Source organism: Rahnella sp. RcJ3 (assembly GCF_009498575.1).
Lineage (GTDB): Bacteria > Pseudomonadota > Gammaproteobacteria > Enterobacterales > Enterobacteriaceae > Rahnella > Rahnella aceris.
Genome location: NZ_QSNX01000016.1, coordinates 76185 through 94993, shown reverse-complemented (window position 1 = coordinate 94993; position 18809 = coordinate 76185). Strand labels below are relative to the sequence as shown.

The 18809-nt window shown below is 51.6% G+C and carries 16 protein-coding genes; 4 read left to right on the top strand and 12 right to left on the bottom strand.

Annotated features, from left to right (window positions below; genetic code table 11):
- Nucleotides 1-20: 20 nt before the first annotated feature.
- On the top strand, nt 21-896 hold the full coding sequence (locus DXU84_RS19385; protein ID WP_013577058.1) for an SMP-30/gluconolactonase/LRE family protein: 876 nt from the start codon (nt 21-23) through the stop codon (nt 894-896).
- A gap of 66 nt (nt 897-962) precedes the next feature.
- Here DXU84_RS19385 and ispH read toward each other — a convergent pair whose 3' ends face one another.
- The 5 genes from ispH to ribF all read right to left on the bottom strand — a co-directional run bounded on the left by ispH (nt 963) and on the right by ribF (nt 6695).
- The gene (ispH, locus tag DXU84_RS19380; protein WP_013577059.1) at nt 963-1916 is read right to left on the bottom strand and encodes a 4-hydroxy-3-methylbut-2-enyl diphosphate reductase; all 954 of its coding nucleotides are present in this window, start codon (nt 1914-1916) and stop codon (nt 963-965) included.
- Nucleotides 1897-2367 (bottom strand): FKBP-type peptidyl-prolyl cis-trans isomerase, encoded by a 471-nt coding sequence (gene fkpB / locus DXU84_RS19375; RefSeq protein ID WP_013577060.1) that lies wholly within the window; start codon nt 2365-2367, stop codon nt 1897-1899. The genes ispH and fkpB overlap by 20 nt, the downstream gene beginning before the upstream one ends.
- Nucleotides 2368-2372: 5 nt before the next feature.
- Nucleotides 2373-2879 (bottom strand): signal peptidase II, encoded by a 507-nt coding sequence (gene lspA / locus DXU84_RS19370; RefSeq protein WP_013577061.1) that lies wholly within the window; start codon nt 2877-2879, stop codon nt 2373-2375.
- Nucleotides 2879-5695: an isoleucine--tRNA ligase gene (gene ileS, locus DXU84_RS19365; RefSeq protein ID WP_112197251.1), complete on the bottom strand. Its 2817-nt coding sequence runs from the start codon at nt 5693-5695 to the stop codon at nt 2879-2881. Before ileS ends, lspA begins: the two co-directional genes overlap by 1 nt.
- Before the next feature lie 61 nt (nt 5696-5756).
- The gene (gene ribF, locus DXU84_RS19360; RefSeq protein WP_013577063.1) at nt 5757-6695 is read right to left on the bottom strand and encodes a bifunctional riboflavin kinase/FAD synthetase; all 939 of its coding nucleotides are present in this window, start codon (nt 6693-6695) and stop codon (nt 5757-5759) included.
- A 439-nt stretch (nt 6696-7134) separates the two neighbouring features.
- Between ribF and rpsT the strand changes: the two genes are divergently transcribed.
- A complete protein-coding gene (gene rpsT / locus DXU84_RS19355) occupies nt 7135-7398 on the top strand; it encodes a 30S ribosomal protein S20 (protein WP_013577064.1) in 264 nt (87 codons plus the stop codon).
- An 82-nt stretch (nt 7399-7480) separates the two neighbouring features.
- Here rpsT and nhaR read toward each other — a convergent pair whose 3' ends face one another.
- From nhaR to dnaK, 4 genes are all read right to left on the bottom strand, one after another.
- Entirely contained in the window at nt 7481-8368 is an 888-nt protein-coding gene (gene nhaR, locus DXU84_RS19350; protein ID WP_013577065.1) for a transcriptional activator NhaR, read from the bottom strand.
- A 39-nt stretch (nt 8369-8407) separates the two neighbouring features.
- Complete coding sequence (gene nhaA / locus DXU84_RS19345; protein ID WP_013577066.1) at nt 8408-9583, bottom strand: Na+/H+ antiporter NhaA; 1176 nt, start codon at nt 9581-9583, stop codon at nt 8408-8410.
- Between the two features lie 231 nt (nt 9584-9814).
- Nucleotides 9815-10948, bottom strand: a complete 1134-nt coding sequence (gene dnaJ / locus DXU84_RS19340) for a molecular chaperone DnaJ (RefSeq protein ID WP_013577067.1) — start codon at nt 10946-10948, stop codon at nt 9815-9817.
- A gap of 99 nt (nt 10949-11047) precedes the next feature.
- Nucleotides 11048-12949, bottom strand: a complete 1902-nt coding sequence (gene dnaK, locus DXU84_RS19335) for a molecular chaperone DnaK (protein WP_013577068.1) — start codon at nt 12947-12949, stop codon at nt 11048-11050.
- Nucleotides 12950-13268: 319 nt separating this feature from the next.
- Between dnaK and satP the strand changes: the two genes are divergently transcribed.
- Entirely contained in the window at nt 13269-13868 is a 600-nt protein-coding gene (gene satP / locus DXU84_RS19330) for an acetate uptake transporter (RefSeq protein ID WP_153376527.1), read from the top strand.
- A 60-nt stretch (nt 13869-13928) separates the two neighbouring features.
- Here the strand turns inward: satP and DXU84_RS19325 are convergent, their stop codons facing one another.
- The 3 genes from DXU84_RS19325 to tal all read right to left on the bottom strand — a co-directional run bounded on the left by DXU84_RS19325 (nt 13929) and on the right by tal (nt 17061).
- A complete protein-coding gene (locus DXU84_RS19325) occupies nt 13929-15251 on the bottom strand; it encodes an MFS transporter (RefSeq protein ID WP_112151005.1) in 1323 nt (440 codons plus the stop codon).
- A 142-nt stretch (nt 15252-15393) separates the two neighbouring features.
- On the bottom strand, nt 15394-15981 hold the full coding sequence (gene mog, locus DXU84_RS19320) for a molybdopterin adenylyltransferase (protein ID WP_013577071.1): 588 nt from the start codon (nt 15979-15981) through the stop codon (nt 15394-15396).
- A gap of 126 nt (nt 15982-16107) precedes the next feature.
- Nucleotides 16108-17061, bottom strand: coding sequence for a transaldolase (tal, locus tag DXU84_RS19315; RefSeq protein WP_013577072.1), 954 nt, complete (start codon nt 17059-17061; stop codon nt 16108-16110).
- A 275-nt stretch (nt 17062-17336) separates the two neighbouring features.
- Between tal and DXU84_RS19310 the strand changes: the two genes are divergently transcribed.
- Nucleotides 17337-18764, top strand: coding sequence for a sodium:alanine symporter family protein (locus tag DXU84_RS19310; protein ID WP_153376526.1), 1428 nt, complete (start codon nt 17337-17339; stop codon nt 18762-18764).
- Nucleotides 18765-18809: the final 45 nt, after the last annotated feature.

Genomic DNA, 18809 nt, shown 5'->3' with positions numbered 1-18809 from the left:
ACCTGCAGGAGAGCTTTGCGATGTCAGCATTTTTCCGGTCCGACGTGACTGCCATTGGCGACTACCGAGCCGAATTGGGTGAAACTCCCGTCTGGTGCCAGCGTACACAATCTTTGCTTTGGGTCGATATTCTGGCTCAGTGTGTTTTGCGCTACTGGCCCGACAACGGGCAAACTGAAATTCATGAACTCCCCTCGCTGACCAGCGCCGTGTTGCTGACCGAAAAAAGAAATCAATTTTTGCTGGTTTCCGTCGACGGGATCCATCTTTACGAGTACGAACAGAAAACCCGCCAGAAGCTTTGTGATTATCCCGGCGCGGAAGGCACCCGTCCGAATGAAGCAGCCATCGCGCCCGATGGTTCTCTGTGGTTTGGTACGCTGGATATAAAGGAAGAAAAAGATAACGGCGAATGGTTCCGCTATGAAGCGGGCGCAGAAAAGCCGGAAATGATGCTCGATGGCGTCGGTTGTACCAACACACTGGTCTGGTATGAAGGCAAAGTCTGGTTTGCAGACAGTAAGAAAAAACGCTTTTTCTCCGCCAACGCCCGCCGCATCAATCCACTGAAAATATCCTGTTTTTCTTCGGGCGATAAGATCCCCGATGGCTCTGCGCTGGCACAGAATGGCTGGCTGATCACTGCCTGCTGGGGTTCAAAATGCCTGCTGCGCCAGCAGATCAATCAGGGCGAATTACTGACACTGGATACCCAGCCAGTGCCGGTCACACAACCGAGTTGTTGCACGTTTGGCGGGCCGGATATGACTGAGCTGTTTATCACCTCGGCGCGAAAAAACCTCGATGCGCCACATGCTCTGGAGGGAGCGTTGCTGCACGTTGAAACCACCACCGTGGGTGCACCGCAGAATTTGTTTAAACTCCCGCCTCATTGATGCCGCAGGAGTGCAGACATAAAAAAACCGGCCACTTTGAGCCGGTTTTTCATTTAGGATCTGAGATCAGTCTATCTGACGCACATCCACACGCAGTTCTTTTGGCACTTCGAACACAATATTTTCCTCGCGCCCTTCGATGTTGATCACATCAAGCCCGCCAAAGGTTTTCAGCTTGCTGATCACGTCCTGCACCAGAATATCCGGTGCGGATGCACCTGCCGTAACGCCAATGCTTTTCGCATCCTTCAGCCAGTTTTCCTGAATATCTGCCGCCGAGTCGATCAGATAAGAAGGTACACCGACACGTTGCGCCAGTTCGGCCAGGCGGTTGGAGTTCGACGAGTTCTTTGAACCCACCACCAGCACAACATCTGCTCCGTCAGCCAGCGTACGCACGGCTTCCTGACGGTTTGTTGTGGCATAGCAAATATCATCTTTACGCGGCCCGATGATTTTCGGGAAGCGATCGCGAAGCGCATCAATCACCGCAGAAGTGTCGTCAACCGACAGCGTGGTTTGCGTCATAAAGCACAGGTTGTTTTCGTCTTTCACCTGCAATTTATAAACATCTTCCGGCGCCTCGACCAGGTACATTCCCCCGTTCGGATTGCTGTACTGCCCCATGGTGCCTTCCACTTCCGGATGCCCGGCGTGACCAATCAAAATGGCTTCAGTGCCTTTACGGCTGGCACGCGCAACTTCCATATGAACTTTGGTCACCAGCGGACAAGTCGCGTCAAACAGCATCGTCAGATCACGCGCTTTCGCTTCTGCACGTACCGCCTGAGAAACACCGTGGGCAGAGAAAATCAGAATAGACCCATCAGGTACTTCGCTGATTTGCTCGATAAAAACAGCACCGCGCTGACGCAGGCTGTCGACCACGTAGCGGTTATGCACCACTTCATGGCGGACATAGATAGGTGCGCCATAAATTTCCAGCGCACGTTCTACAATACTGATTGCGCGGTCAACACCCGCACAAAATCCTCGCGGATTAGCCAGCAATATCTGCATGTTTCCCCTCAAGCTCCGGGTCAATTTCCAGCACTTCAATATCGAAATCGATATGTTGCCCTGCCAGCGGATGGTTGAAATCTACAGTGATTGAATCTTCTGTCACTTCACGGACAACGCCCGGCATTTCGCTGCCATCACGACCACTGAACAACATGATGGTGCCGACATCCGGCACCCCAGTTTCCTGAAAGTCACGGCGGGAGAAGAACTGAACCAGATCCGGACTTTTGCTACCGAATGCCGATTCAGGGGCTAACGTGAACGCCCGTTTATCCCCTACGTTCAACCCTAACAGCTGATTTTCCAGCGCGTCAGACAAGCTGCTGTCGCCAAGGCGAAACAGTGCAGGTTTGCCATTGGCGCGGGTTGATTCCGCCGTAGAGCCATCTTCCAGCTTCAACGTAAAATGCACCAGTACAGCGCTGTCATGTTTCACCTGTTGAGACATAGACCTTATCCTTTACTCTTTGTAGCTTCTGATGGCTTTGCCAGAAAACCTTCCAGCACCACCATGGCTGCGCCGACACAGATAAAGCTGTCAGCCAGATTGAACGTAGCAAAATGCCAGTTACCGACGTAAAAATCGATAAAATCGACCACAAAGCCGTGATACAGGCGATCAAACAAGTTGCCCAGCGCCCCGCCGATAATCATCGCAAAAGCGATATTGTTCAGCTTTTGCTTCGCGGTGCCGCGGTACATCAGCACGACCAGCGCCACGACAATCACCAGCGCGATTAACGCAAAGAACCAGCGCTGCCAGCCGCCTTTATCAGCCAGGAAGCTGAACGCAGCGCCATGATTTTGGGCGTAGAACAGATTTAAATACGGGATCAACGGCATGGATTCACCGAGCTGGAAGTTTCCCATAATGAGAAACTTACTGCCCAGATCCACGATGATGACCACGACCGCCAGCCAGAGCCAGCGGAGTCCGGTGGAACAAATCGATTTACTCATTATGCAAACTTACGCTCTTCGCCGTCACCGGCGATGTTAGTGACACAACGGCCACAGATGTCGCTGTGTTCCGCGTTCTGACCAACGTCAGTTGTGTAATGCCAGCAACGCGGACATTTGTCACCTTCCGCTTTCGCCAGACCGATTTTCAGGCCTTTGAGCAATTCACTCGGCACAGCGGCATCGTCAGCTTCAGACAAAGCGGCGACTTTCGCGCCTGACGTCAGCAGGACAAAGCGCAGTTCGTTGCCCAGAGAACGCAGGTCCGTTGCCAGCGCATCATCAGCAAACAGCGTGACCGCCGCTTCCAGAGAACCGCCCAGACGTTTATCAGCACGCGCCTGTTCGATCACTTTGTTCACTTCGCCACGGACTTTCAGCAGTTCATCCCAGAACGCATCGTTCATGGATTCGTTGCCCGCCAGACCGAACAAACCGTCATACCATTCTTCGGTAAAGACGAATTTCTCACGACTTCCCGGCAGTTCTGCCCAAATTTCATCGGCAGTGAACGACATGATCGGTGCCATCCAGCGAACCAGTGCTTCGCTGATGTGATACAGCGCGGTCTGACAGCTGCGACGTGCAACGCTGTCGCTTTTCGCGGTGTACTGGCGATCTTTAATGATGTCCAGATAGAAGGAACCCATTTCGATCGAGCAGAACTGCATCAGGCGTTGAACGACGCCATGGAAATCATAGGCTTCGTACGCGGCAATGATTTCGTCCTGTGCGGCTTTCGCACGGCCAACAGCCCAGCGATCCAGAACAACCATGTCTTCCGGTGCCACGCTGTGCAGCGCCGGATCGAAACCGTTAAGGTTCGCCAGCAGGAAGCGCGCGGTGTTACGGATGCGGCGATAAGAATCCGCAGCACGTTTAAGGATTTCGTCGGACACGGCGATTTCGCCGGTGTAATCCGTAGATGCCACCCACAGACGCAGGATGTCGCCACCCAGCTTGTTCATCACGTCTTGCGGCGCGATGGTGTTGCCGATGGATTTAGACATTTTGCGGCCCTGACCATCCACGGTGAAACCGTGCGTCAGCACTTGCTTGTAAGGCGCTTTGCCTTTCATAGCAGTCGAAATCATCAGGGAAGACATGAACCAGCCGCGATGCTGGTCAGACCCTTCCAGATACAAATCAGGAGAATGACCATTAAACTCAGGACGCACATCCACCACAGAAGAATGCGTTGAACCGGAGTCAAACCACACGTCCAGCGTATCCGGCACTTTGACGTAATCGGCAGCGTCCGCACCCAGAATGTCTTCCGGATTCAGATCCCACCACGCCTGAATGCCATCCACTTCAACACGTTTCGCCACTTCTTCCATCAGCTCAAGGCTGCGCGGATGCAGTTGCTCAGTGTCTTTGTGAACGAACAGAGACATCGGTACGCCCCAGGTACGCTGACGGGAGATACACCAGTCAGGCCGGTTAGCGACCATGTTTTCGATGCGCGCCTGGCCCCAGTCCGGGATCCACTGCACGCCTTTGATCTCTTCCAGAGATTGCTGACGCAGGCCTTTCTGATCCATGCTGATGAACCATTGTGGCGTCGCGCGGAAGATGATTGGCGTTTTATGACGCCAGCAGCACGGATAGCTGTGCGTTATTTTCTCAACGTGCAGCAATGCGCCTTTCTCACGCAGCAACTCAACGATCAGATCGTTGGCTTTAAAGACGAATTTACCGTCCAGCGTCGGGTAAGTGCCTGGCAGATAGCAGCCGTTCGGCCCTACCGGGTTCGCCACTTCCAGACCGTATTTCTGGCCGATAACAAAGTCGTCCGGGCCATGACCCGGTGCGGTATGCACGGCACCAGTACCGGCATCGAGCGTCACGTGATCGCCCATGATCGCCGGAACATCGAAACCGAGGAATGGATGTTTGAAGCGCAGCAGTTCGAGGTCCGCGCCTTTACATTCGCCCAGTACAGTCCATTCTGCGATACCAGCGCGTTTCATGACGCTTTCAACCAGATCGGTTGCCAGGATCAGACACTGACCTTCTGCCTGAATCAGTTGATAAGAAAACTCAGGGTTCAGTGAAATAGCGCGGTTGGCTGGCATGGTCCACGGCGTTGTGGTCCAGATCACCAGAGAAATCGGGCCGTTAAAGGAAGATACGCCAAACTTCGCAGCCACTGCTGCAGCGTCAGTCGCGTTGAACGCCACATCAATAGAAGGAGACGCTTTGTCGTAATACTCAACTTCGGCTTCTGCCAGTGATGAACCGCAATCTGTACACCAGTGAACCGGCTTAGCCCCTTTGTGCAGATGGCCGTTACCGATGATTTTGCCCAGTGCACGAATGATGTTAGCTTCAGTTTTGAAGTCCATGGTCAGGTACGGATGATCCCAGTCGCCCAACACACCCAGACGGATGAAGTCTTTCTTCTGGCCTTCAACCTGCTCTGCTGCGTATTTACGGCAAGCTTCACGGAATTCTGCTGCCGTGACTTTCTCGCCGGGCTTGCCGATCAGTTGTTCGACTTTAAGCTCGATTGGCAGACCATGACAGTCCCAGCCCGGCACATACGGCGCATCAAAGCCCGCCAGTCCTTTGGACTTAACGATCATGTCTTTAAGAATTTTGTTTACTGAGTGACCAATATGAATGCTGCCGTTCGCATACGGAGGGCCGTCATGCAAAATAAAGGTTTTCTTGCCTTTCTTGGCAGCACGAATAATCCCGTACAGATCCTGTTCATACCAATTTTTCAGCATGTCAGGTTCACGCTTGGCCAGATCGCCACGCATCGGGAACCCTGTTTCCGGCAAATTCAGGGTGTTCTTGTAGTCACTCATAGATTCTCGGTTCCGTTTTCGGCTGGATTCCAGGCTTTGTTACACGCCTGTCAGTACATGTTTAGCGCAGTGTCTTTAACCCAAAGAATTCACGGGCCGTCACTTCATCGTTCGCAATTTGTTGCTTTAAAGCATCAAGCGAGGAGAAACGCTGTTCGTTGCGCAATTTCGCGCGGAGCACCACATCAATGTGGCGCCCGTATAAATCTAATGTGGTGTCGAGAAGGTGCACTTCCAACTGCTTGCGCACGCCTCCGACTGTAGGACGTATTCCAATGTTCGCCACACCCGGCAGAGGTTCAGGCCCGAGTCCTAAGACTTCAACCGCATACACGCCGCGCACCGGAGACACGACCCGCTTCAACGGCACGTTTGCCGTCGGGAAGCCAATGGTGCGTCCCAGTTTATCGCCGTGTACGACCCGGCCCGAGATACTGAACGGATGGCCCAGTAAATTCTCGGCCAGCGCCAAGTCATCGTCGCGCAACGCATTACGGATCGCCGTGCTGCTGATGCGGTTCTCGCCTTCACGGAACGTTTGCGTGCTGATCACTTCAAAACCGTATTCTTCACCGGCTTTCTGCAATAGCTCAAAATCCCCCAGACGGCTGGCACCAAAGCGGAAATCATCCCCGACAGTCAGGAATTTAACACCCAGCTTCTCTACCAGCAGTTGTGAGATAAAGGCCTGCGCCATATGCGCTGCAAACCGGGGTTCGAAACGCACACATAAAAGGTAATCAACCCCGCACTCCGCCAGATACTTGGCTTTGTCACGCAAACTGGTCAGGCGTGCAGGTGCTTTATCACCGGCAAACAATTCCAGAGGCTGTGGCTCGAAAATCATTACCATCACCGGCAGCCCCAGACGTTGACCTTCCAGCTTAAGCTGTTCAATCAGGGCCTGATGACCACGGTGTACACCATCAAAATTGCCAATAGTCAGCACACATCCATGATGACGTGCTCGAATATTGTGTATTCCGCGAATTAGCTCCATAGCTGGCTCAAATCCAATGCTGACTCATAACGATGGAAATCGGCGGATTATACCTTGTACAGCCTCCAAGGTTAACCAGCGATTAGCAGGATCACACCATTCTCTCTTGCATACGGCAGATATTGCGGTTCAAATGGCGGCGTGGCGATGAAAATCTTTCGTTGCATACAGGGAATGCGTGACTTTTCGCATAAACAAAGCGTTAATGGCCGTAGTGGGCAGTTTGTACACTCTCCTGTCGATTTTTCTCGCGAAAGACTGTATTCCGATGCCGGAAGCTGTTAAAATCCTGCGCCATCACAACGTAACAAGCGACGAGTAAAGTTCACTCTTTAAAACGCCGCTTATTTGCACAAATCCGTTGACAAAAGAAGACCGAAAAGGCATATTCCTCGGCCTTTGAATTGTTCATCAATAGAAAAATATTTGGGAGTTGGCCTTGGCTAATATCAAATCAGCTAAGAAACGCGCCGTACAGTCAGAAAAACGCCGTAAGCACAACGCGAGCCGTCGTTCTATGATGCGTACCTTTATCAAGAAGGTATACGCGGCTATTGCAGCAGGCGACAAAGCTGCTGCACAAAACGCATTTAACGAAATGCAACCAATCGTGGACCGTCAGTCTTGCAAAGGCCTGATCCACAAAAACAAAGCAGCGCGTCATAAGTCAAACCTGACTGCGCAAATCAACGCAATGCAATAATCGCATTACGCTGAAATGCTTGATAAAAAAACCGGCTCACGCCGGTTTTTTTATATCTGAAATTTGAGTTCAACACTAAAAGCTATTCAAACAACGCTGAAAAGTCCGTATGGCAAATCCGCTGTACCGAAGGATGCTGAATCATTCTTTCGGCAAATATTACGTAGTACTCTTCCATAATCCCTTCCACCCGTCCGACTTCCTCTATTTTTTCATCCTGAAATTCAGTTGATGAATAAATAGCCGGGGCGACAAATATCGCGTCGTTGTTCATTCCAAACGCTTTCATCAGCGCGGCATCATCAAACTCACCGAGAATATTGACCTTCAGCCCTTGCGTATTAAACCAGTTCAGCAGTTTGCGCCCCAGCATTGAACGCCTGCCGGGGATGAGTAATGAACGACGCTCCAGACAAGCCGGGAAATTCATGTCTGCCGGTGGATTACAACAGAAGAAGCTGATCGGGCTTTCACCCAGTTTGACCGAGAACAGCCCTGCCTGCTGCGTGGAATCCACCGGGCAATCAGACAAAATCATGTCCAGTTTATGCTGGCTCAGTTGTTCGAGCAGCATTTCGTGAGTCGATTCAAAACAGCGCAGATGAATTTGCGCGTTGTCCGGCACGGCAGCTTCCAATACGCGACTGACCAGTCGTTTGGATAACGCATCCGCCACACCCACATCAAACAACAGGCTCGCCTCTTTGCGGTAATTCACGATATCCAGCATTTCCTGACTAAGGGTGAACATTTTATCCGCATAGCGGTAAACCAGTTGCCCTAACTCAGAAGGCACCAGCCCACGCCCCTGCCGTTTGAAGAGTTTCCCATCCAATCTTTCTTCCAGGGATTTAATCTGCCCGGTGATCGTTTGCGGAGTAAGGTGCAACACTTCCGCAGCTCCCACAACAGAACCTGATTTACACACGTGCCAAAAATAATACAAGTGGTTGTAATTGATATGAGGCATGGTTTCACCCTTTCCGAAAGTATGAAGTCAGCATCATTATTAATTTGCACGTTTCTTAGGCAAGGCCCGGCTCAGGAGCAGGTATCCCAGAACCGCTGATGCGACTGATCCCATCAGGATGCCCATTTTTGCGTACGTCAGCAACGCAGGCTCCAGCGTCGCAAAGGCCAGAGAACCAATGAAAATCGACATCGTAAAACCGATACCGCACAGCACGGAGACTGCCGAAATTTGGCTAAAAGTTATGCCGGATGACAGCCGTGTAATCCCTGATTTCAAGGCGATCCCGCCGAACAGAATGATACCCAGCGGCTTACCGAGAAGAAGCCCGGCAGCAATACCCATGGGTAATGTCGAGAATGAACCCGCAACTGTCACGCCCTGCAAAGAGATACCCGCATTGGCGAACGCAAACAGCGGCAAAATAAACCAGGAAACATAGGGGTGGATCCCATGCTCCAGGCGGCGAGCAGGTGACCTTTTATTCTCTTTGGTTCTCAGCGGAATTAAGAAGCCAAGAATGACACCCGCCAGCGTCGCGTGGATACCTGATTTCAGCACACACACCCAGAACACAGCACCAATCAGCAGGTACGGCGTCAGCTTCGTTACCCCCCGCCAGTTCAGTAGAGCCAGTACAGCGATGCACACCGCCGATAACCCCAGTGCCATCATCGACACATCGTGACTATAAAACAGTGCGATGATCACGATGGCACCCAAGTCATCAATAATGGCCAGTGCCAGCAGGAACACTTTTAACCCGGTCGGCACTCGTGACCCCAGCAGTGCCATCACCCCCAGCGCAAACGCAATGTCCGTTGCCGCCGGAATAGCCCAACCCTGACGGGCTATTTCATCGCTGCCGTTAAACAGTAAATAGATTAATGCCGGAACAACCATACCCCCGAGCGCGGCAATAGCAGGAAACATCGCCTGCTCGCGGTTGGCCAGCGCGCCTTCGCACATCTCACGCTTGACTTCCAGACCAATCATCAGGAAAAACACTGCCATCAGGCCATCGTTAATCCACAGCAAAAGTGGCTTGTCGATCAACAGCTCGGAAAAACGCAGGGTGACGGGAATATCCAGAAATGCCTGATAAATCCCCTGCAACGGACTATTCGCCATGATTAATGCCACAATGGCTGCGATGATTAATATCACACCACCGGCGGCTTCCATCCGTAAAAACTGACGAATGATATTTGACATTCTGACTCTCCTGTAGAAAAAACGTGGCAAAAAAAAAGCTCACCACAAGGGTATGTCTGAATTGTACGCAAACTATCACTTCGTAAAAAGTCGATTATTTCTGGATTATACTTCGCTTTTTACGAATCATTGGTTTTCACATTGTTGAATAAAAATCCATAAAAAATCCCCGGCGCGTCAACCGCTGCCGGGGATGTTATCTGGCTTTCCGTCGCTCGATTTAGCGAAAGCTTAGCGGGTCAGATCATCAAAGAACTTTTTCACGCCGTCCAGGAAGCTTTTAGAGCGCGGGCTGTTTTTCTCACCCGAAACGCCACCAAAGCTTTCTTCCAGATCACGCAGCAACTGCTTCTGCTTCTCGTTCAGGCTGACCGGAGTTTCCACTACCACCCGGCACATCAGGTCGCCCTGAACGCCACCACGGACAGATTTCACACCGCGCCCGCGCATACGGAACATTTTGCCCGTTTGCGTTTCAGCAGGAATTTTCAGGCTCACGCGGCCATCAAGCGTTGGCACTTCAATTTCGCCACCCAGTGCTGCCATGGCAAAATTGATTGGCACTTCGCAGTACAGGTTATTACCTTCGCGCTCAAAGATTTTATGCGCTTTAACCTGAACCTGAACGTACAGATCACCTGACGGAGCACCATGCTCACCGGCTTCGCCTTCACCCTCCAGACGAATACGGTCTCCGGTATCCACACCCGCAGGAATCTTCACTGACAGCGTTTTTGAACGTTCTACGCGACCATGACCATGACATTTGGTGCACGGATCTTTAATCACTTTACCGCGACCCTGACAGGTCGGACACGCCTGCTGGACTGTGAAGAAGCCCTGACGCATCTGAACCTGACCTGCACCATGACAGGTCGGACAGGTGGTCGGAGAGCTACCCGCTTTCGCGCCGCTGCCGTGGCAAACGTCACATTCATCCAGTGTCGGGATGCGGATTTCTTTGGTGACACCACGAACGGCCTCTTCCAGAGTCAGATCCATGTTGTAACGCAGGTCTGAGCCCCGGCTGGCACGCTGACGGCGACCGCCGCCAAAGATGTCGCCAAAGACGTCACCAAAGATGTCGCTGAAATCTGCACCGCCGCCGCCGTAGCCACCACCACCGCCCATGCCACCTTGTTCAAAGGCTGCATGACCATACTGGTCGTAGGCCGCACGCTTTTGCGCATCGGTCAGAATTTCATAAGCTTCTTTAATTTCTTTGAATTTGCTTTCAGATTCTTTATCGCCCTGATTTCGGTCAGGGTGATGTTTCATCGCCAGACGCTTATAAGCCTTTTTGATTTCACGCTCATCCGCTGTTTTGGATACGCCTAAAATCTCATAATAATCTTGCTTCGCCATGCTTTAACCTACCCTCAACATGCGTGCACGGGCGTAGAGTTTCCTCGACGCCCGTGCTGGTTATCAGTAAAGCTTCTTACTGTGCCCGCTTAAGGGCGATTATTTTTTGTCTTTAACTTCTTCGAATTCAGCGTCAACAACGTCGTCATCTTTCTGCGCGCTGGTATCGCCGCCTTCAGCCTGACCTTGTTGCTGAGCCATTTCCATCAGTTTGCCGGAAACCTGTACCAGCGCCTGGATTTTCGCTTCGATATCAGCCTTATCTTCACCTTTAGCAGACACTTCCAGTGCTTTCAGGGCTTCTTCTACTGCGGTTTTGTCTTCAGCTGGCAGTTTGTCGCCGGCTTCTTCCAGTTGCTTACGGGTACCGTGGATCAGATGGTCCGCCTGATTGCGGGTCTGAACCAGTTCTTCAAACTTACGGTCAGATTCAGCATTGGCTTCAGCATCGTTAACCATTTTCTGGATTTCTTCTTCGCTCAGACCAGAAGATGCCTTGATGGTGATCTTCTGCTCACGGCCGGTATTTTTGTCTTTCGCAGACACGTGCAGGATACCATCGGCATCAAGGTCGAAGGTGACTTCGATCTGAGCCTGACCGCGTGGTGCTGCCTGAATACCGTCCAGGTTGAACTGACCCAGAGATTTGTTATCACTTGAACGCTTACGTTCACCCTGCAACACATGGATGGTGACTGCAGACTGGTTGTCTTCCGCAGTAGAGAACACCTGACTGTGTTTAGTCGGGATGGTGGTGTTTTTAGTGATAAGCGGAGTCATCACGCTGCCCATGGTTTCGATACCCAGAGACAACGGAGTCACATCCAGCAGCAGAACGTCTTTCACGTCACCTGCCAGGACACCACCCTGAACTGCTGCACCGATTGCCACAGCTTCATCCGGGTTCACGTCTTTACGTGGTTCTTTACCGAAGAAATCAGCAACTTTCTTCTGAACCATTGGCATACGGGTCTGACCACCCACCAGGATAACGTCCTGAATGTCAGAAACTGACAGGCCTGCGTCTTTCAGCGCCACTTTCAGTGGTTCGATAGAACGGTTAACCAGGTCTTCAACCAAAGATTCCAGTTTTGCACGGGTCACTTTGATGTTCATGTGTTTTGGACCTGACGCATCAGCAGTGATGTACGGCAGGTTCACGTCAGTTTGCTGAGCAGAAGACAATTCGATCTTCGCTTTTTCAGCGGCTTCTTTCAGACGTTGCATCGCCAGTGGATCGTTACGCAGATCCATGCCTTGCTCTTTCTTAAATTCTTCAACCAGATAGTTGATCATACGGCTGTCGAAGTCTTCACCACCAAGGTGAGTGTCACCGTTGGTCGCCAGTACTTCAAAGGTTTTTTCGCCGTCAACTTCATCAATTTCGATAATAGAGATATCGAAAGTACCACCACCGAGGTCGTATACCGCGATAGTACGGTTGCCGATTTCACGATCCAGACCATAAGCCAGTGCCGCAGCAGTCGGTTCGTTGATGATACGTTTGACTTCCAGACCTGCGATACGGCCAGCGTCTTTCGTTGCCTGACGCTGAGCATCGTTGAAGTAAGCAGGTACGGTGATAACAGCTTCAGTTACAGGTTCACCCAGATAATCTTCAGCGGTTTTCTTCATTTTCTTCAACACTTCTGCAGAGATCTGCGGAGGTGCGATTTTCTGACCTTTAACGTCGATCCAGGCGTCGCCATTGTCAGCGCTTACGATCTGGTAAGGCATGATGCCTTTATCACGTTGTACTTCTTCATCCTGGAAGCGACGGCCAATCAGGCGCTTGATCGCGAACAGGGTGTTCTGCGGGTTAGTCACAGCCTGACGTTTAGCCGGAGAACCTACCAGAGTCTCGCCATCTGCCGCATAAGCGATGATGGAAGGAGTGGTGCGGTCGCCTTCAGCATTCTCCAGTACACGAGCAGTCGTGCCATCCATGATAGCTACACAAGAGTTGGTGGTGCCCAGGTCGATCCCAATAATTTTACCCATCTAAAACGTCTCCACTTAAATTCATATTCGTTCAGGTTGCTACTGTATATGTGGCCGATCTTTTCGATTTCAACAGCCCCATTTAACGGATTTCCCGACGGTAACAACTGCGGTTGGGAATAAGATGGGGCCATGCAGCTCAGCATCAAGGGGCAAAGTGAAAAAAAATCTTCAATTGCTGTTACGCCAGATCAATGTTTGCTGACGCAACCCTCCTTATGATGCCGCGCGCTTCTAAAGATATGTGGGTTTTTTACTCATTTCCCAAGCGTTTCTTCCCCCGATTATCAATTAATAATAATTCCGATACAGAGGATCTATGCACAGCAAAACGTTGGCAAATCCAGGCCCGCTCGGGTTGATGGGATTTGGTATGACCACTATCTTATTGAATTTACACAATGCAGGCTTTTTTCCCCTGACAGCAGTGATTGTCAGTATGGGGATTTTTTATGGTGGTTTGATTCAGATTCTTGCCGGGATGATGGAATTTAAAAAAGGGAATACGTTCGGCACGACCGCATTCACTTCTTATGGCGCATTCTGGTTAAGCCTGGTCGGCATCCTGATGCTGCCGCGCATTGGCATGGCTGAAGCCAGCAGCGAAAGCTTCCTTGGCGCTTACCTCGGCATCTGGGGCGTGTTCACCTTATTCATGTTCTTTGGCACCCTGAAAGCAAACCGCGGTTTACAGATCGTTTTCGGCAGTCTGGTTATTCTGTTCGCGCTGTTGTGCTTCGGTAATATGACCGGAAACACGGCGGTACTGCATTTTGCCGGTTTCGAAGGGATCTTCTGTGGCGCCAGCGCGATTTATCTGGCGATGGCCGAAGTGCTGAACGAGCAATATGGCCGTACCGTTTTGCCGGTCGGTGAGCCGAAAAACCACGCTCCCCAGGTTGACGCGGTTGTGGCATAAGCCCCCTCAGCCAGACGCAAAAAGCCCTGCGATGCAGGGTTTTTTTATGCATAAAAGAAATCACTGGCCGGAAGTTGCGCCTTCGGCAAATTTCTCTGTACGGATCGTTTCGCTGTTCAAATCGCGGCTAAGGTAAATACCGGTCAGCAAGCCAATCACCGACAAGGCCAGCACATAATAAGCCGGAGCCATCGGCGTCAGACGCATAATCAGCGTGACGAAGACCGGAGTCAGGCCGCCGAAAATCGCGTAGGCCATGTTGTATGAGAAAGAGATGCCGGTAAAACGCACTTCCGCCGGGAAGGCCCGCACCATCACATAAGGTACTGCGCCGACCACACCTACGCTCAACCCCGCCAGCGCATACATGCCCATCAGCACCGAGGCATCAGCCGCGACCATATGATAGAAAGACCAGCTGCAAATCCCGAGGAAGAGGCTGCCGAAAATAAAGGTTTTGCTGGCACCGAGGCGATCAACAATGCTTCCCGAGATAATGCATCCAAACATCAGCGCTACTGTAGCCAGACAGTTGGCTTGTAATGCGGCTGCCGCCGGAATGCCGAATTGCTTCTGCAACCAGGTTGGCGTCATCAGGATCACCACCACGATACCGGCGGATAACAGCCAGGTCATCAGCATCGATACCACGATTTCTTTTTTATGATTGGCCACGACAGATTTCAACGGCAATTCTTCCGCCAGCGCCTTATGCGCTTTCATTTCCATAAAGACAGGCGTTTCCTGTAACCATCGGCGCAGATACATCGCGATCAGACCAAAAATGCCGCCGATGAAAAACGGAATACGCCAGCCGTACTGACTGATGGTCGCTGGCGTCAAGCTGGTGTTCAGTAAAGTTGCCACCAGAGAACCCAGCAGAATCCCCAACGTTAAACCGGCGGTGAGGGTGCCGCAGGCGAAACCGATGCGATTACGTGGCACATGTTCAGCGACAAACACCCACGCGCCCGGCACTTCGCCGCCGATCGCCGCGCCCTGTAACAGACGCATCAGCAGCAGCAACAGCGGTGCTGCCATGCCAATCGAGGTGTAGGTTGGCAACAGCCCCATTGCCAGTGTCGGTAAAGCCATTAATAAAATACTCAGGCTGAACATGCGCTTACGGCCAACCAAATCACCGAAGTGCGCCATGATGATACCGCCCAACGGGCGCGCCAGATAACCGGCAGCGAAAATACCAAAAGTCTGAACCTGACGCAGCCAGTCGGGCATATTGGCCGGGAAGAAGAGATCGCCAATTACCGCAGCGAAAAAGACGAAAATGATGAAATCGTAGAATTCGAGGGCGCCACCCAGTGCCGCCAGGGAAAGCGTTTTGAAGTCCTGCCGGTTCAACCGGCGCGATTGTGTGTGTTGCATAGGATACCGTCAGACACCAGAGTAAAAAATGGAAAAAGGTTTTGCCACCTTATGTAAAGTAATCCTTACTATAGCGGCAAATATTTTTCACACCAGTGGTGTCTGACGCTTAACGTCGCTAAATTTCAAAAAGGAACTGTATTCAGTTTTTTATCTCGCGGCGGGCACTTTTCGGACGGAAAGCTGCTACCACCTCATCATGCGTTTCAACGTAAGGTCCGTCGAGCAACTGGATGCAATAGGGCACACTGGCAAAAATGCCGGAAACAATCACTTTACCGTCGGCATCTTTCAGTCCTTCCAGCGTTTCCTGAATAGATTTCGGCTGACCAGGTAAATTCAGGATTAAAGCCTGTTTGCGGATCACCCCAACCTGACGTGACAAAATTGCCGTCGGTACAAAGTGCAGGCTGATCTGACGCATCTGTTCGCCGAAACCGGGCATTTCACGATCGGCAACAGCCAGCGTGGCATCCGGTGTGACATCCCGGCGCGCAGGCCCGGTTCCCCCGGTGGTTAACACCAGATGGCAGCCGCTTTCATCAACCAGTTCACTGATAGCCTGTTCAATCAAAGGCTGCTCGTCCGGGATCAGCTTTTTCTCCAGCTTAAAAGGCGTAATAAGCGCTTTTTCCAGCCATTCTTCCAGTGCCGGAATACCTTTGTCCTGATAAACACCGCTTGAGGCGCGGTCCGACACTGATACCAGACCAATCCGTAATGTATCCATGCTATTTCTCCACAGCATTTTTCTTCGTAGTCACAGCACTCAGTATATCGGTAACCGGCCGGTGGTTTTATCGCAGGCACAAAAAAAGCGGCTGATTAGCCGCTTTATGCTGGAACTGAATGCTGATTACAGCAGGTCAGAAATCATTTTTTCCAGTTTACCCTGGTCGATTGCAAACTTACGGATGCCGTCAGCCAGTTTATCGATCGCCATTGGATCCTGGTTGTGCTCCCAGTAGAACTGAGATTCAGTCAGTGGCGCAGGACGTGGCTTGGTTTCGCCGGAGAAGGACAGTTTACGTTCCAGCGGGCCTTCGCTTTCTGCCAGTTCTTTCAGCAGTGCAGGGGCGATGGTCAGACGGTCACAGCCAGCCAGTTCGATGATTTCACCGATGTTACGGAAGCTTGCGCCCATCACGACAGTTTCGTAGCCGTGTTGTTTGTAGTATTCGTAGATTTCGGTTACGGACACAACGCCCGGATCTTCATGCGGTGCAAACTCTTTTTTGTCACCATTGGCTTTGTACCAGTCAAGGATACGACCAACGAACGGAGAAATCAGGAACACGCCCGCTTCAGCACAAGCACGCGCCTGAGCGAAGGAGAACAGAAGGGTCAGGTTACAGTTGATGCCTTCTTTTTCCAGTTTCTCTGCAGCGCGGATGCCCTGCCAGGTAGAAGCCAGTTTGATCAGGATACGGTCGTTGGTGATGCCCGCATCGTTATACAGTTTGATCAGGCGTTTGGCTTTGGCCACGCTCGCGTCAGTGTCGTAAGACAGACGGGCATCAACTTCTGTTGAAATGCGGCCCGGAACCAGTTTCAGAATTTCCAGACCGATGTTTACTGCCAGTTTGTCAGCGGCATCAGTAATCTGCTGGTCGTGATCGCTGCTCTGGTCACGTGCCCAGGCGATTGCTTCGTCGATCAGTTTACGGTATTCAGGAATTTGCGCAGCGCTGAGGATCAGTGACGGGTTCGTGGTCGCATCCTGCGGCTGGTACAACTTCATTGCCGCGATATCTCCGGTGTCAGCAACAACCTGAGTCATTTGGCGTAGGGAAGTCAGTTTATCGGTCATTTTGGCATATCTCATCGTTTGGACGTTTTCGTATAGGCATTTTCATGCCTTGCCTTTGGCTGATGATAACATGCAAAAAGCCAGGCGCAAGGCGCATATCACGGCATGCTCGGCTACGAACATCTATGGATTTCTCACCTTCCAAAACACACAAAATTAGCCAAAATGCACATGTTACCCGTTCGATAAAACAGGTATGTTAGCCACCCAAAGTGGTCATTGCCCGCAAGCAAACAAATAAAAATGATGAAGGGCAAATCAACCAAGGACAATTTATGAACGACCTGCTGGATTTTTTCGATACTATTCTCTGGAGTTCAATCCTGATTTACCTGCTATGCGGCACCGGCATTTACCTTACGTTCCGTCTTGGTTTCATTCAGTTTCGTCACTTTGGCCACCTTTTCTCCCCCACTCTTTATAAGCGAAAACACATCACACGAGGTATTTCCCCTTGGCGGACGCTGTGTCTCAGCCTTGCATCGCGTATTGGTACCGGGAATCTCACCGGTGTCGCCATCGCCATTACGCTCGGCGGCCCTGGCGCTATTTTCTGGATGTGGATTATTGCAGTTTTCAACATGGCGACGGCAATGATAGAAAACACGCTGGCGCAGATTTACAAAGGCAATGTAGCCCATGAAAAATTTCGCGGCGGGCCGGCTGATTACATGGAAAAAGGGCTTGGAATGCGCTGGATGGGTATCTTGTTTTCCTTGTTGATGGTGATTTCCTGCGGCTTTATTTTCAGCGCCTTACAGGCCAATTCCATTGCTCAGGCTTCTTTCCATCTTCTGCATGTACCGGCGCTGTCCACCGCCTGCATTTTATCCGTGCTGGTCGCGATACTGATTTTTGGCGGTATACGCGCAATCACCTGGCTTTCGAAATGGCTTGTACCGCTGATGGCCTGCGCCTACTTGTTGCTGGCCATCTGGGTTATTGGTCATCACATTGAAAAGTTGCCACAGGTGCTGGCGCTGGTATTCAAAAGCGCCTTCGGCTTACAGCAGGCCGCTTCCGGCGCACTGGCGTATGGCGTGACACAGGCCATTACGCAGGGCATGCAACGCGGCGCCTTTGCCAGCGAAGCCGGTGTCGGCTCTTCACCCAATGCGGCGGCGATGGCGGGCGTAAGCCACCCGGCCATGGTGGGGTTCAGTCAGATGTTTGCCGTCTTCATCGATACCATGGTGATTTGTACCGCAACCGCGCTGATCATCCTGACGTCAGGAGCCCTTGATCAACCTGACGCCCCGGTTGGCATCCGGCTGATACAGCAATCGATTATGCCGGTGACCGCAGGCTGGAGCCATGTGGTTCTGGCCATTCTGGTCTTCTCTTTTGCGTTCACGTCGATTGCCGGAAACTATGCCTATGCCGAAAACAATCTGAATTTCTTTCACGGTTCTTCGCCCGTTAAATTACTGATTTTCCGGTTGATGGTCATCAGCATGGTGTTCTGCGGATGCCTGATGGAATTACAAGTCCTGTGGAAACTGGCCGATATCGTCATGGCGCTGATGGCAATACTCAATCTCACCGCACTGTTGCTGCTTTCGGGCATCGCGGTCAGCGTGGTGAAAGATTATGAGCGCCAGCGACGGATGGGGAAAACGCCGGTGTTTAATCCTGATCACTACCCTGAATTACGCGGTCAGCTCCAGCCCGGCGTCTGGGATAAAAAAATGCCTCCGCGCTGATTTCCTGCGCTTTTACCTATCGATATCATGCCTCCATCGCAGTGA